The organism is Pseudomonas sp. NFPP12 (assembly GCF_900103205.1).
GTDB classification, from domain to species: Bacteria; Pseudomonadota; Gammaproteobacteria; order Pseudomonadales; family Pseudomonadaceae; genus Aquipseudomonas; species Aquipseudomonas protegens.
On sequence record NZ_FMWW01000006.1, the window covers coordinates 217,206 to 231,866 of the forward strand.

Here is a 14,661-nt window from a genome sequence, read left to right on the forward strand (position 1 = left end):
GAAGAAGGGGGCAATTATGCTGGGGGAAGTGAAAAAGAGGAAACCTGGGAAGCGGACCCAGTTCACATCTAGCGCACGGCTTCGAACTCGTGACCGCAGGCCAGGCAGTGGCTCAGCCACTCGCCGAGGAACACGTTCAGTTGGGCCTTTTCATCAGGCTGGTGCATGAAGGCATTGGGATAGGGATAGATGCTGCGAAAACGCCGGGCATGTTCGGCACTGATGACTTCCGCCATGCGCGCGTCGTGATAGACCTGCACTTCCAGCTGCGGCACAGGCAGCCAGGGCAGGCTGTGCTCCTGGCGCACCTGCAAGGTGGTGGTGTACGGGCAGGCCAGAACCACCTCCAGGGCCAGTACGCCGAGCATCTGGTCGCCCTGGGTCACGGCGATGCGCCGCGCCACAGGCTGGTTGCGCATGTCGGGCAGCAGTCGCATCAGCCGGGCGTAGTTGGCCTCGCAGGAAGCTTGCAGCCCCGCGAGATCCACCCGATAGCGGTCGCGTACCTTGTTTACGACCATAACCCCCTCACTTCCGCGCGATTGAGCGCCAGCCACTGCAAGGCAATGATGCTGGCGGCATTGCAAATCCGCCCGTCGCGCATGGCCTGCAAGGCATCCTCATAGGCCATCACGCACACCCGAATGTCTTCCGCCTCTTCCTCCAGCCCATGCAGCCCACCGGCGGCGCTGCTGTCGCAACGCCCCAGGTACAGATGGACGAATTCGGTGCTGCCACCGGGCGACGGGAAGTACTGGGTCATCGGCCACAGCGCCGAGATGTCCAGGCCAGCTTCCTCCTGCGCCTCGCGGCGGGCAACCTGTTCCGGCTGCTCGTCCTTGTCGATCAGCCCGGCCACCAGTTCCACCAGCCAAGGCGAAGCCGTCTTGCCCATGGCACCGACGCGGAACTGTTCGATCAGCACCACCTCATCGCGCTGCGGGTCGTACGGCAGTACGCAGACCGCATCGTGACGAACAAAGACTTCACGATTGATTTCACGCCCCATGCCACCGGCGAACAGCTCATGACGCAGTTGCAGGCGATCGAGCCGGTAGAAACCCTGGAAACAGTTTTCGCGCCGGATGATCTCGACGGCACTCGGCGTGGAGTTGGCAAAGTCAGTCATAACAATCCTCGTGTACAGCACGTTCAATCCGAGGATCCCCCTCGACTTCGCGCCATCCTAACGCGCTCGCAGCTGATCATGCAGCCCTTTACCCTCAGCGGGATAGACGGCGAGGGGCTAAACCTACTCTAATTGCCTCTATTGAGCTTAGTGGCGAACCGACTGCCTCGCAGGCAGTCGAAGCCGGTAACTTTTGCCTCCCCCTGGTTTATGAAGGACGCCCATGTCGCTTGTCAAAATCGCCTCCGTGGCCTGTATCGCCCTGACCCTGGGTGCCTGCCAAAGCCTGTTTCAACCCAGCTACATGACCCCGCTGGAAACCACCCGGGACAAGTCCGAACAACTCAAGCCCGGCTGCAGCGGCGCCGACTGCCCGCTGGTCAACCTCGACACCGTGCACTTCCCCGCCGAACCGCAGCTGGATGCCATCATTGAAAAGCGCCTGCTGCAAATGACCCGCACCAGCCCCAATGCTGCGCTGCCGGCCAGCCTTGCGGCCTATCGCGAGCAGTTCCTGCGCAGCGCGCCGGACCGCCACGGCATGTACCTGCAATCCAAGCTACGCGAGCAGCATGACGGCCTGGTGATCATCGAACTGGCCAGTTACCTGGACACCGGCGCCGCCAATGGCACCCCGGGCCGTGGCTTCGTCAACTATTCACGCCAGCAGCACAAGGCCCTGAACCTGGCGGACATGCTCCTGCCCGGCCAGGAAGAGATGTTCTGGAAGGCCGCGCGGGTCGCCCACAACAACTGGCTGATCAGCACTCACCTGGATCGCGAGGCCGAGTTCGTGAAGACCTGGCCCTTCCAGAAGACCCAGAACGTAGCGCTGACCCGCAACGCCGTGACCCTCAAGTACGACGTCACCACCATCGCGCCCTCGGTCCTGGGCCACATCGAACTGCAGATCCCCTACGACCGCCTCAAGGGCGTGCTCAAGCCCGAGCTGTTTCCTGGCGGTAACTGAAAGCCCGGCCCAACAGCCATTGCAGCAGCCCTGCCAGCACCAGTGACGGCAGGGTTGCGCCGATATCCGGGTACAGATTGGCCAACAGATGATAGGTGCTCACCCCACCCAGCCAGGCCAGCAGCGCCGGCCAGCGCAAGGCTGACGCCGGGTTCTGCCCCGAGCGCCGACGCAGGATGAAGTGATCCACCAGCACCACGCCAAACAGCGGCGCGAATACCGAGCCGATCAGCAACAGGAAGTTCTGGTACTGGGCCAACGGCGCCAGGCAGGCGATCAGGGTGCAGAGCACGCCTATGGCCAGCGCCAGGTGCTCGACCTTGAGGCGCAGCAGGACGCCGCTGGAAACCGCCGCCGAATGGATATCGGCAAAGGCATTCTCCGATTCGTCCAGCAGAATCAGCAGCAACGGAATCCCCAGCCCGGCCCCGGCCAGCGCCAGCAGCAAGGCATTCACTTCACCACTGGGAGCGAAGGCCAGGGTGTAGGCGACGCCCAGGCTCATCAACCAGAAATTGCCGATGAAAAAGCCCAGGGCCGTGCCGCCGAACACGCTCTTGGCGCGCTTGCCGAACCGCGAGTAGTCGGCGATCAGCGGCAACCAGGACAAGGGCATGGCGATGGCGATATCGAAGCCCACGGCGAACGGCATCGAGCCGTCCCCGGCCTGGGCCCAGAGCGCCGCCAGGTCGGCTCGGGCGAAGAGGTTCCAGGTCAGCCACAGGCAGGCGGCCAACAACAACCAGATTCCCCATTTGCGCAGGATCTGCCGGACGAAGGTCAAGGGCCCGCTGACCGCCAGCAAGGTGGCCAGGGCACCGAAAAACAGGGTCCAGAGCAACGGGTTGGCCAGTAGGCTGCCTTCGCTGAAGGCCCGGCTGCCCAGGAGGCTCGCGGCATCGCGCATGACGATGATTTCAAACGAGCCCCAGCCCACCAGTTGCAACAGGTTCAACAGCGCCGGCAGGCTGGCGCCGCGCCGGCCCAGGCTGAGCTTGAGCGCAGCCATGGACGACAGGCCGGTGTCGCTGCCGATCACCCCCACCGCCGCCAGCAGCAGAACGCCGACCGCGGTGCCGAGTAGGATCGCCAGCAGCGAATGGGCCAGCCCCAGGCCTGGCGCCAGCAAGGCGCCGGTCTGCAGCACCATCAGGCCGATACCGAGGGAAAACCACAGGGAAAACAGATCGCGGGCGCCAAACACGCGCTTGTCGGCCGGTACCGCGAGATTGGGAGAGTAGGTACTGATTGGACTGCTCAAGGTTGATATCTCGAAGGAATAAGGTCTGCAGGAGCCGGGTTGCCGGCGAAAGCGCCACCTTGTCGAGAGCGCGGCGCCAGGTTCGCGGGCAAGCCCGCTCCTGCAGAGAGGGGTCAGACTTTCTTGTACAACTGGCTGCCTTCCTGCTTGAAGCGCTCGGCCTGTTCCGCCAGGCCCTTGGCGACATCCACATCCACCGCTTCGATACGCTGGTTGGCTGCGTACTCACGCACTTCCTGGGTGATCTTCATCGAGCAGAACTTCGGCCCGCACATGGAGCAGAAATGCGCGACCTTGGCCGAATCCTTGGGCAGGGTCTCGTCGTGGTACGAACGGGCGGTGTCCGGGTCCAGGCCGAGGTTGAACTGGTCTTCCCAGCGGAACTCGAAACGCGCCTTGGACAAGGCGTTGTCGCGGATCTGCGCGCCCGGATGACCTTTCGCCAGATCCGCAGCATGCGCGGCGATCTTGTAGGTGATGATCCCGGTCTTCACGTCATCCTTGTTCGGCAGGCCAAGGTGTTCCTTGGGCGTGACGTAGCAGAGCATGGCGCAGCCGAACCAGCCGATCATCGCCGCACCGATACCGGAGGTGATGTGGTCGTAGCCGGGGGCAATGTCGGTAGTCAGCGGGCCGAGGGTGTAGAACGGCGCCTCGTCGCAGCACTCCAGCTGCTTGTCCATGTTCTCCTTGATCAACTGCATCGGCACGTGGCCCGGACCTTCGATCATGCACTGCACGTCATGCTTCCAGGCGATCTTGGTCAGCTCGCCGAGGGTCTCCAGTTCGCCGAACTGGGCTTCGTCGTTGGCGTCGGCAATCGACCCCGGGCGCAGGCCATCTCCCAGGGAGAAGCTGACGTCGTAGGCCTTCATGATTTCGCAGATTTCGTCGAAGTGGGTGTAGAGGAAGTTCTCCTTGTGGTGCGCCAGGCACCACTTGGCCATGATCGAGCCACCCCGGGACACGATGCCGGTGACCCGCTTGGCGGTCAGCGGCACGTAACGCAGCAAGACGCCTGCGTGGATGGTGAAGTAGTCCACGCCCTGCTCGGCCTGCTCGATCAGGGTGTCGCGGAACAGCTCCCAGGTCAGGTCCTCGGCCACGCCGTTGACCTTTTCCAGGGCCTGGTAGATCGGTACGGTACCGATCGGCACCGGCGAGTTGCGGATGATCCACTCGCGGGTTTCATGGATGTGCTTGCCGGTGGACAGGTCCATCACCGTGTCCGAACCCCAGCGGATGCCCCAGGTCAGTTTCGCCACTTCTTCCTCGATCGAGGAACCCAGGGCACTGTTGCCGATGTTGCCGTTGATCTTCACCAGGAAGTTGCGGCCGATGATCATCGGTTCCAGTTCGACGTGGTTGATGTTGGCCGGGATGATCGCGCGGCCACGGGCGATTTCCTCGCGGACGAACTCTGGGGTGATTTCTTTCGGAATGCTGGCGCCGAAGCTGTGGCCGGCGTGTTGCTGCTTCAGCAGGCCGGCGGCACGGGCCTCCTGCAGCTTCATGTTTTCGCGGATGGCGACGTATTCCATCTCGGCGGTGATGATGCCTTTGCGCGCGTAGTGCATCTGGCTGACGTTGGCCCCGGCCTTGGCCCGGCGCGGGTTGTTGACGTGGGCGAAGCGCAGCTTGGTCAGCTCCGGGTCGGCCAGGCGCTGCTGGCCGAAGTTGGAGCTCAGGCCGGCCAGGCGCTCGGTGTCGCCACGGTCTTCGATCCAGGCCGAACGCACATCGCCCAGGCCCTTGCGCACATCGATCACCACGTTCGGATCGGTGTAGGGGCCGGAGGTGTCGTACACGGTCACCGGGGCGTTGATCTCGCCGCCGAAGTCGGTGGGGGTCACGTCCAGGGTGATTTCGCGCATGGGCACGCGGATGTCCGGGCGCGAACCCTGGACATAGACTTTTTGCGAGCGGGTAAAGGGCTGAACCGATTGTTGGTCGACTTGGGCCGACTCACTGAGGTTGCTAGCGTTTTTTAATTTTGTAGTCATCACGGGCTCTCCAGACAGCATCCAGGCAGTGGATTTTTGTCGGAGCGAACCTGTAACGGACGGACGCACCCTGGCTAGGCAACTAGTTGAGTGCAGTGCTTGGTACTCGAGGGGTGTTCGATTGTCGAACAACATCCCGGACGAAGCACAAGAGGACTCGCCGGGTGACGAGAAATCTTGTTCCCTACGCAGGCGCTAACCTGATCAGGTTCAACGGGATCCGGATTATCCGATCTCAGCCTCATAGCAAGGCACCCCGACAAGAACCGGGCCAGTCTAGACAAAGCCACAGCAGAACGCCAACCCCCCGTACGATCAGCATGATGAATGGCGTAATTGCAGGATTGTTGCCACCCCCCAGCGCATCTACACTCGTTGCCCTGTGTCGAACCTTGACGCTCCGTGGGTCGCGCCTTAGCCTTGGCGCCTGAATTATTGCCGTAATATCAACTCTAGGGATCGCCGAATGCTGCGCAAACTCTCACTGGCTGTTGCCGTGTCTTGTGCGTCCAATGGAATGGCCTGGGCAGCAGAAGCGCCTTTGACCACCAAGACCGATCTGGTCAGCGTCTACCAGGAAGCGGTGGACAACAACGCCGATCTGGCCGCTGCGCGCGCCCAGTACGGTGCCCAGAAGGAAGTGGTGCCCCAGGCTCGTGCCGGGTTGCTGCCTAACCTTTCGGCCGGCGCGGACATGAACAACACCCGCACCAAGTTCGACGAACCGTCGATGACCTCTACCCGCAGCGGCAACGTCTACCAGGCGACCCTGGCCCAGCCACTGTTCCGGGCCGACCGCTGGTTCCAGCTGCAGGCGGCCAAGGACATCAACGAACAGGCTTCCCTGCAACTCTCGGCCACCGAGCAGAACCTGATCCTGCAGAGCGCGGAGAACTACTTCGCGGTGTTGCGCGCCCAGGACAACCTGGCCTCGACCAAGGCCGAGGAAGCGGCCTTCAAGCGTCAGCTGGACCAATCCAACGAACGCTTCGACGTGGGCCTGTCGGACAAGACCGACGTCCTGCAATCCCAGGCCAGCTACGACACCGCCCGGGCCAACCGGATCCTTGCCCAGCGCCAGGTGGATGATGCCTTCGAGGCCCTGATCACCCTGACCAACCGCGAGTACAACTCGATCCAGGGCATCGTCCATACCCTGCCAGTGCTGGCGCCGACCCCCAACGACGCCAAGGCCTGGGTGGACACCGCCGCCAAGCAGAACCTCAACCTGCTGGCCAGCAACTACGCAGTCAGCGCCGCCGAGGAAACCCTCAAGCAGCGCAAGGCCGGGCATGCCCCGACCCTGGACGCGGTGGCGCAGTACAAGAAAGGCGACAACGATGCTTTGGGCTTCAGCAACCCCAACCCGCTGACGCGCTATGGCAGCGACGTCGAACAGCGCTCCATCGGCCTGCAACTGAACATTCCGATCTACAGCGGCGGCCTGACCAGCTCCCAGGTGCGCGAATCCTACTCGCGCCTGAGCCAGACCGAGCAACAGCGTGAATCCCTGCGCCGCCAGGTGGTGGAAAACACCCGCAACCTGCACCGCGCGGTGAACACCGATGTCGAGCAGGTCCAGGCCCGGCGCCAGTCGATCATTTCCAACCAGAGCGCAGTGGAGGCCACGGAGATCGGCTACCAGGTGGGCACGCGCAATATCGTCGATGTGCTCGACGCCCAGCGCCAGCTGTACACCTCGGTGCGCAACTACAACAACAGCCGCTACGACTACATCCTCGACAACCTGCGCCTGAAACAGGCGGCCGGCACCCTCAACCCGGGGGACCTGCAGGACCTGTCGCGCTATCTCAAGGCCGACTACAACCCGGATCGCGACTTCCTGCCGCCAGATCTGGCCAAGGCCGCCCAGGAGCAGCTCAGGGCCCGCCCCTGAAGGTCGCAGGCATGAAAAAGGCCACCATTGCGGTGGCCTTTTTCATGGCGGTGTAACGGCCTTTTACGGCCACTGCGCAGCCTGCGACAGCGGCTACAGAAGGCGACGATCAGTGCCTGCCCAGGAGGCGGCCAAGGCCGTCGAGCAGCCGTTGCAAGGCGCCCTGGTTGGCCTTGAGCACCTTGAGCCCGGCGTCGGCCATCTTGTGCGCATCCTGGGGTAGCTCGAACAGACGCTGCACCGCCACCGCGAGCCCCTCGGCATCGTCCACTTCCTGCAAGGCTCCGGCCTCACGCAGCATCGCGGCGATTTCCAGGAAGTTGAACAGATGCGGCCCGCTGATCACCGGCTTGGCCAGGGCTGCCGGCTCCAGCAGGTTGTGCCCACCGTTGGGCACCAGGCTGCCGCCGACAAAGGCGCTGTCGGCCAGGGCATAGAGGAACAGCAATTCGCCCATGGTGTCCCCCAGCAGCACCGAGGTGGTGGCAAGCACCGGCTCGGCTGCAGAACGGCGCACCGTGGCAAAACCCTGCTGCCGGCACAGCTCATGCACCGAGTCGAAGCGCTCCGGGTGCCGCGGCACCAGGATCAGCAAGGCATTGGGGTAACTGCCCAGCAGTTGCCGATGGGCATCGAGCACCACCGCGTCTTCGCCCTCGTGGGTACTGGCGGCGATCCACACCGGGCGCTCCATGGCCTGCCATTGCTGGCGCAGCTCAGTGGCCCGCTGCAGCAACTGCGGGTCGATGCTCAGGTCGAACTTGATCGATCCGGTCACTTGCACAGTCTCTGGGCGGGCCCCAAGCCGGAGGAAACGCTGGGCCTCGGCTTCGGTCTGCACCGCGAACAGGCTCATCTGCGCCAGCATCGGTGCGGTCAGCCGAGCAAAACGCCCATAGCCCTTGGCCGAACGCTCGGACAACCGGGCATTGGCCAGGGCCACCGGAATCCCGCGCCGGGCACACTGGTCGATATGGTTGGGCCACAGTTCGGTTTCCATGATCACCGCCAACTTGGGCCGCACCCGATCGAGAAACCGCGCCGCGGCGCAAGGCAAGTCGTAGGGCAGGTAGCAGTGCTGGATCCGCGGCTCGTTGGCAAACAGCGCGTGGATGCGCTCGGAGCCGGTGGGAGTCATGCAGGTCACGGTAATCGGCAGCTGTGGATAACGCGCCAGCAGCGCCCGGATCATCGGCGCGGCAGCGATGCTCTCGCCCACCGACACCGCATGCACCCAGATGCCACCGGGCTGCATGGTCGGCAAGCCGAGAGAGAAACGCTCGCCAATGCGCTTGGCATAAGCCGGCGCCTTGCGCGAGCGCAGCCACAGGCGGATCGCTACCAACGGCAGCCCCAGGTAAAACAATGCGGTATAGAGAGTTCTATTCATGGCGGCGGAGTTTATCGGTTTTTTAGCCGATCGCCTTCAGGTGCACGGCAAAACGTTCTGCCAGCCAGTGTGCCGCGGGGCCCAGAGGTTCGTCACGGCGCCAGGCCAGCTCCACCACCAGTGCCGGGGGCGTCCACTGGCTGGCCAGCTCCACCATCTGGTTCTGATAGGCCGGGTACTGCACCACATGCCGTGGCAGCCAGGCCCAGCCCAGCCCGCGCATCAGCCATTCGGCCAGGACGTAGAAGCTGTCAGCCCGCCAGACCTGGGGGCTGACCTGCTCACCACCGGGGTAGCCACTGGCTTGCGGAGCGATGAGCAACTGCCGGTGTAGCGCCAGCAACTGGCGGTTGACCCTTTTTTCATGGGCCAGCGGATGCCCCACGGCGCAGACAGTGACCATCTCCACACTGCCCAGGGCCCGGCGCTCCAAAGTTTCCGGCATCTGTTCATGGTGAAACAGCAACCCCAGGTCGGCCCGGCGCTCCACCAGTTTGCGCGCTACGTCGCCCTGGGCCCCGCTGGCCAGTTGCACCTCCAGGCTGGGAAAGTGTTCCGCGAGGGCCTCCAGGCTGTCGAGCACCGGCTGATAGGGCATCGCCTCGTCCTGGGCCAGGCGCAACCGCGCTTCCTGGCCGCGCATCAAGGCCAGCGCCCGGCCATTGAGGCGGTCGCACTGGCGCAGGATCTCCCGCGCTTCCTGCAACAGTGCACTGCCCGCCTCCGTCAGCCTTGGCTGGCGGCCACTGCTGCGTTCGAACAGGCTCACTCCCAGGTCATCCTCCAGCTGGGCGATGGCACTGCTGATGGCCGATTGCGCCTTGCGCTGATGGCGGGCCACGGCAGAAAACGAACGCAGTTCGGCGACCCCGACAAACAGGCGCAACTGCTCCAGGTTCCATTGCATGTTCACGGCACAACCTATCTAGCATCCAGATAGGTAATGACTTTACCCCATCTGAACTTTCTCTAGAATGCCGACCTCATAAAGCAGTCCCAGCCCCGAGGAACCCTCCCATGAACGCTTACTACTACCTGGCTATCGCCATCTGCGCGGAAGTGATCGCCACTGTTTCAATGAAAGCGGTCAAGGGCCTGAGCACTCCGCTGCCCCTGGCATTGATCATCGTCGGCTACGGCGTGGCCTTCTGGATGCTGACCCTGGTGGTGCGTACGGTGCCGGTGGGCGTGGCCTACGCGGTATGGGCCGGCATGGGCATCGTCATGGTGAGCATCGCCGCGCTGTTTCTGTACGGCCAGAAGCTGGATATCCCGGCGATGCTGGGCATGGCGCTGATCGTCCTCGGCGTGGTGGTGATCCAGTTGTTCTCGAAAACCGCCGGGCACTAGAAAGCAGCCTCACGCCACACGCCTCAAGCGGCCAGAGTGAGCGCCAAGCTTGCAGCTTGAGGCCTGAGGCTTGAAACTTGCGGCTTCGTTTTACTTACCGAGGTCGCTGCATGCCATCCGCTATTTCCACCGATGTGCTGATTGTCGGCGCAGGCGTCGCCGGTCTCTGGCTCAACGCTCGCCTGCAACGCCTGGGTTTTTCCACCGTGCTGGTGGAAAGCGCCAGCCTCGGCGGCGGACAGAGCGTGAAATCCCAGGGGATCATCCACGGCGGCGCCAAATACGCCCTGCACGGCGCCCTCACTGGCGCCTCCGAGGCCATTGCCGACATGCCACGACGCTGGCGCGAAGCCCTGGCGGGCAACGGCGAGCTGGACCTGTCCGGCGTGCGCCTGCTGTCCGAGGCCCACTACCTCTGGTCCCCCGGCACCCTGGCCGGCAACCTCACCAGCTTCTTCGCCAGCAAGGCGGTACGCGGGCGGGTCGATCAGGTCAAGGGTGAGCAACTGCCCCCGGCCCTGCAGGACAAGCGCTTCAAGGGCAAGGTCTACCGCCTCGCCGAACTGGTAGTGGATGTGCCGAGCCTGATCGAGCGCCTCGCGCACCTGGCAGGAGACAGCCTGCTGGCCGGGCAGAAGATCGAGCCCCTGCTGGAGAACGGCCAACTGCTGGGCCTGCGGGTCGACGGCCGGGAAATCCGCGCGCAACGCATTGTCCTCAGCGCCGGAGCCGGCAATGCCGAGCTGCTGCAAGCGGCCGGCCTGAGCCAGCCCGCCATGCAACGGCGACCATTGCACATGGTGCTGGTCAAGGGCCCGAGCCTGAAACCGCTGTACGCCCACTGCCTGGGCGGCGGGCCAAAACCACGGATCACCGTCACCACTCACCCGGCCGCCGACGGCCAGTGGGTCTGGTACCTGGGGGGCGATATCGCCGAAGCCGAGGGCGTGGCCCGGGAACCGGCAGCGCAGATTGCCGCAGCCCAGAAGGAACTGGCGCAACTGCTGCCCTGGATCGACCTGAGCCAGGCGCAATGGGCCACCCTGCGGGTCGACCGCGCCGAACCGGCACAGTCGGGCCTGGCCCGCCCGGACAACGCCTTCCTCGCCGAGCAGGATCGCCTGCTGGTGGGCTGGCCGACCAAGCTGGCCCTGGCACCGGACTTCGCCGACCGGGTCCTGGCTGCCCTGGAGCGCGACGGCATTCACCCCGCCGCCGCCCAGGCCCTGCCCGAACTGCCCAAGCCGCCCCTGGCGCAACCAGCCTGGGAGCAACTGCTGCCATGAGCCAGCCAACCCTGCACGATCTGCATCGCCCCTTGGGCAGCACCGGCCTGCTGGTGTCGCCCCTGGGTCTGGGCACGGTGAAACTGGGCCGCGACCAGGGCGTGAAATACCCTAACGGCTTCCAGATCCCCGACGACCAGGAGGCCCGCATGCTGCTCAAGCTGACCCGCGACCTGGGCATCAACCTGATCGACACCGCTCCGGCCTACGGCCGCAGCGAAGAGCGCCTGGGCCCGCTACTACGCGGCCAGCGCCAGGAATGGGTGATTGTCAGCAAGGTCGGCGAAGAGTTCGCCGATGGCCTGTCGCGGCACGATTTCAGCGCGGCCCATACCCGGATGTCCGTGGAGCGCAGCCTGCAACGCCTGGAAACCGACTTCATCGACCTGGTGCTGGTGCATTCCGACGGCAACGACCTGGCGATCCTCGAGCAGTGCGAGGTCTACCAGGCCCTGGCGCAGCTCAAGCAGGAGGGCAAGATCCGTGGCTTCGGCTTCTCCGGCAAGACCGTAGACGGCGGCCTGAAGGCCCTGGAGCAAGGCGATTGCGCCATGGTTACCTACAATCTGAACGAACAGGCCGAGCGGGCAGTCATTGACTACGCTACCGCTCACCACAAGGGCATCCTGGTGAAAAAGGCGCTTGCCAGCGGCCACGTTTGCCTGAGCCCGGGCATCGATCCGGTGCGGGCCAGCTTCGAGCTGCTGTTTGACCGGCCCGGTGTCGCCAGTGCTATTGTCGGGACCATCAATCCCTTGCACCTGGCCCATAACGTGTCGACTGTGGCGCAGGTCCTTGGCAAGAACTGATGCCGCCGACGCGGCCGACCCCGACGCAAGAAGGAGCCGAGATGTCGCGACCGCTCATTAGAAAGAACCCCAGCAACTTCAAGACCCTGCCCCTGTTCGTCGAAGCGACTCCCGAAGGCTTGAGCTACCAGAGCGTCGGAATGCCGCTGAACTTCGCCCAGACCCTGCAGCGCCGGCGCGCGGTGACGGTGGCCGACAATCAGCGCTTCGCCCTGGAGCTGGCCAATCTCGGGGTCTCGGTGCGCCTGACCCTGCACTGGCAGAACCGCGACTACTGGGTGCTGGTGCGCCAGCGCCGCCAGGATCGCGGCGATGTAGTGCTCAAGCTGATTTCCGGCTATGTCCCGGCTCACGAGCTCAACCTGCCGCTGCATACCGCGATCCAGGAAATTGCCGAGGAATGCCTGCTGGAAACCCCCGAAGGCTGGCTCGGTGGGCGCTTCAACGACACCTGGCTGCCCGCGCCCTATGCCGACGCCCTGCACTATCGCGAGGCCCTGCCCTTTCGCCTGACCCCGCTGTCCGGGGCGGCGCTGCCGGTACGCTGTGGCAACCTGCAGTTGCTGGAACGTCCCCGGGCCTATGTGCACCTGCCCACCGCCTCGCTGCAGTTGATCTACGACCTGCGCCTGGACGTGCCGAGGGAAGCCAAGTCCCTGAGCCTGTTCCACGTCGACGAGCGCCTGGAGGGCGACCAACTGGTGGCACGGCTGGACCGCAAGCGCCCGGACCTGTACCTGATGCCCCTGGACAACGGCGAGCCCTGCGCCGAGCTCTACACCCTGAAGAAAGACCAGTTGCATCCGGCCAGCACCCGCGGCCTGTACCTGGCGGAAAGCTTCGCCCAGCAGGAAGGCTGGGTGGTGAGTGACGAGCGGATTCGCTGGAAGGACTGGCTCAGGCAGCGGGGCCTGGAGCCACCGCAAAAGGCGTCGAAGCTATCACGGCTAACCGGCCGGGCCCGGCAGATCCTGCGCAAGATCGTCCCCGGCAAGGCCCGGCGCCAGGGCTGAGGCCAAAAAAAGGCGCCTGCAACAGGCGCCTTTTTTGCGGACCGCAAGGCCGTTACTCGGCCTTGTCGGTCTTGCGGATCTTCTCGACGATAGCCGTGGTCGAGCTGTTTTCCACCAGCCCCAGCACCTTAACGGTGCCGCCATAGGCACCGACTATATCGGCACCTACAACCTGGTCGATGGAATAGTCACCGCCCTTCACCAGCACGTCCGGCCGAACCTGGGACAGGAGGTTTTCCGGGGTGCCTTCGGGGAAACTGATTACCCAGTCCACCGCCCCCAGCCCCGCCAGCACCGCCATGCGCCGGTCGACACTGTTGATCGGACGGCCAGGGCCCTTGAGGCGACTGACCGAAGCGTCATCGTTGATCGCCACGATCAACCGGTCGCCCTGGGCTCGCGCCTGCTCCAGGTAGGTCACGTGCCCGGCATGCAGGATGTCAAAGCAGCCGTTGGTGAAGACGATCTTCTCGTTGTGGGCTCGGGCATCATCGATGGCCAGCAGCAACTGGTCGAGGCTCAGCACCCCGCGCTCGGAGCCTTCCTCGCGCTGGATCGCCCGGCGCAGTTCGGGAGCACTGATGGCGGCGGTACCCAGCTTGCCAACCACGATGCCGGCCGCCAGATTGGCCAGGCCCACTGCATGAGGCAGCTCTTCGCCAGCAGCAATGGCGGCCGCCAGGGTGGAGATCACCGTATCCCCGGCACCGGTAACGTCGAACACTTCCCGGGCCCGGGCTGGCAAGTGCATGGCCGGGTGGTCGGGGCGCAACAGGGTCATGCCATGTTCGCCACGGGTCACCAGCAACGCCCCCAGCTCCAGGTCATGCATCAACTGCGCGCCCTTGCTCACCAGGTCGTGCTCATCGGCGCAACCGCCGACGATGGTCTCGAACTCGCTGAGGTTCGGCGTGATCAGGCTGGCGCCGCGGTAGATGGAGAAATCCTTGCCCTTGGGGTCCGCCAGTACCGGAATGCCCCGGGCCCGCGCAGCGGCGATCAGCACTTGGTGATTGCGCAGCGCGCCCTTGCCGTAGTCGGACAACACCAGCACCTTGATCCCGTCGAGCAGGGCATCAACCTCGGCCGCCAGGGCCAGGGCGTCGGTGGCGAAAGGTTCTTCGAAATCGATACGCAACAACTGCTGGTGACGGCTCATGACCCGCAGCTTGACGATGGTCGGCTGGTGCTTGATGCGCTGGAACAACGCACGCACGCCCGCGCCTTGCAGGCTGTTGGCCAGGCTGTCGGCGGCTTCATCGTCGCCGGTCACGCCCACCAGGGAGGCCGGCGCGCCGAGGGCAGCGATGTTCAGGGCAACGTTGGCGGCACCGCCGGGGCGATCCTCGATTTGCTCGACCTTGACCACCGGCACTGGCGCCTCAGGGGAAATCCGTGAGGTACCACCATGCCAGTAACGGTCGAGCATGACATCGCCGACCACCAAGACGGGGGCTTGATCGAATCGCGGCATGGACAACTTCATGGAGCATCCCACATACAAAATGAACAGGGGCGCGATATTAACACAGGGTTGGCGCCGCCTAGTTCTA

The 14,661-nt window shown here is 64.3% G+C and carries 13 protein-coding genes and 1 riboswitch; of the genes, 6 read left to right on the forward strand and 7 right to left on the reverse strand.

Translation table 11 applies throughout. From position 1 onward, the window contains the following. Positions 1-68: 68 nt before the first annotated feature. Together BLS75_RS25865 and BLS75_RS25870 are read right to left on the reverse strand one after the other, a co-directional pair. Positions 69-521 carry a DUF1249 domain-containing protein gene (locus BLS75_RS25865; RefSeq protein ID WP_011058915.1) on the reverse strand — a complete coding sequence of 151 codons (453 nt, stop codon included), beginning with the start codon at positions 519-521 and terminating at the stop codon, positions 69-71. Continuing rightward, the gene (locus BLS75_RS25870; RefSeq protein ID WP_011058914.1) at positions 512-1,129 is read right to left on the reverse strand and encodes an NUDIX domain-containing protein; all 618 of its coding nucleotides are present in this window, start codon (positions 1,127-1,129) and stop codon (positions 512-514) included. The genes BLS75_RS25865 and BLS75_RS25870 overlap by 10 nt, the downstream gene beginning before the upstream one ends. A 223-nt stretch (positions 1,130-1,352) precedes the next feature. Here BLS75_RS25870 and BLS75_RS25875 point away from each other — a divergent pair, with 223 nt between their 5' ends. Further along, positions 1,353-2,099: an RsiV family protein gene (locus tag BLS75_RS25875; protein WP_072452036.1), complete on the forward strand. Its 747-nt coding sequence runs from the start codon at positions 1,353-1,355 to the stop codon at positions 2,097-2,099. Here BLS75_RS25875 and cytX read toward each other — a convergent pair. Both cytX and thiC read right to left on the reverse strand, forming a co-directional pair. Further along, positions 2,068-3,360, reverse strand: coding sequence for a putative hydroxymethylpyrimidine transporter CytX (gene cytX / locus BLS75_RS25880; protein ID WP_072452037.1), 1,293 nt, complete (start codon positions 3,358-3,360; stop codon positions 2,068-2,070). The two genes, BLS75_RS25875 and cytX, sit on opposite strands and share 32 nt — an antisense overlap. A 113-nt stretch (positions 3,361-3,473) precedes the next feature. Further along, positions 3,474-5,363, reverse strand: a complete 1,890-nt coding sequence (gene thiC / locus BLS75_RS25885) for a phosphomethylpyrimidine synthase ThiC (RefSeq protein ID WP_011058911.1) — start codon at positions 5,361-5,363, stop codon at positions 3,474-3,476. A 164-nt stretch (positions 5,364-5,527) separates the two neighbouring features. After that, a riboswitch (TPP riboswitch) is annotated at positions 5,528-5,632 on the reverse strand. A gap of 197 nt (positions 5,633-5,829) precedes the next feature. Here thiC and BLS75_RS25890 point away from each other — a divergent pair. Further along, positions 5,830-7,260: a TolC family outer membrane protein gene (locus BLS75_RS25890; protein ID WP_011058910.1), complete on the forward strand. Its 1,431-nt coding sequence runs from the start codon at positions 5,830-5,832 to the stop codon at positions 7,258-7,260. 109 nt (positions 7,261-7,369) lie between these two features. Here the strand turns inward: BLS75_RS25890 and waaA are convergent, their stop codons facing one another. Both waaA and BLS75_RS25900 read right to left on the reverse strand, forming a co-directional pair. Beyond that, complete coding sequence (gene waaA, locus BLS75_RS25895) at positions 7,370-8,650, reverse strand: lipid IV(A) 3-deoxy-D-manno-octulosonic acid transferase (protein ID WP_072452038.1); 1,281 nt, start codon at positions 8,648-8,650, stop codon at positions 7,370-7,372. 22 nt (positions 8,651-8,672) lie between these two features. Next, complete coding sequence (locus BLS75_RS25900) at positions 8,673-9,557, reverse strand: LysR family transcriptional regulator (RefSeq protein WP_176876776.1); 885 nt, start codon at positions 9,555-9,557, stop codon at positions 8,673-8,675. 110 nt (positions 9,558-9,667) lie between these two features. Here BLS75_RS25900 and BLS75_RS25905 point away from each other — a divergent pair, with 110 nt between their 5' ends. From BLS75_RS25905 to BLS75_RS25920, 4 genes are all read left to right on the forward strand, one after another. After that, positions 9,668-10,000, forward strand: a complete 333-nt coding sequence (locus BLS75_RS25905) for a DMT family transporter (protein WP_011058907.1) — start codon at positions 9,668-9,670, stop codon at positions 9,998-10,000. Between the two features lie 110 nt (positions 10,001-10,110). Then, entirely contained in the window at positions 10,111-11,286 is a 1,176-nt protein-coding gene (locus BLS75_RS25910; RefSeq protein WP_072452040.1) for an NAD(P)/FAD-dependent oxidoreductase, read from the forward strand. Continuing rightward, positions 11,283-12,095, forward strand: coding sequence for an aldo/keto reductase (locus BLS75_RS25915; protein ID WP_015633920.1), 813 nt, complete (start codon positions 11,283-11,285; stop codon positions 12,093-12,095). The genes BLS75_RS25910 and BLS75_RS25915 overlap by 4 nt, the downstream gene beginning before the upstream one ends. A 41-nt stretch (positions 12,096-12,136) precedes the next feature. Continuing rightward, positions 12,137-13,108, forward strand: coding sequence for a metal ABC transporter ATPase (locus BLS75_RS25920; protein WP_072452041.1), 972 nt, complete (start codon positions 12,137-12,139; stop codon positions 13,106-13,108). 52 nt (positions 13,109-13,160) lie between these two features. Here BLS75_RS25920 and hldE read toward each other — a convergent pair whose 3' ends face one another. Next, positions 13,161-14,594, reverse strand: coding sequence for a bifunctional D-glycero-beta-D-manno-heptose-7-phosphate kinase/D-glycero-beta-D-manno-heptose 1-phosphate adenylyltransferase HldE (gene hldE, locus BLS75_RS25925; RefSeq protein ID WP_072452042.1), 1,434 nt, complete (start codon positions 14,592-14,594; stop codon positions 13,161-13,163). Between the last annotated feature and the right edge of the window lie 67 nt (positions 14,595-14,661).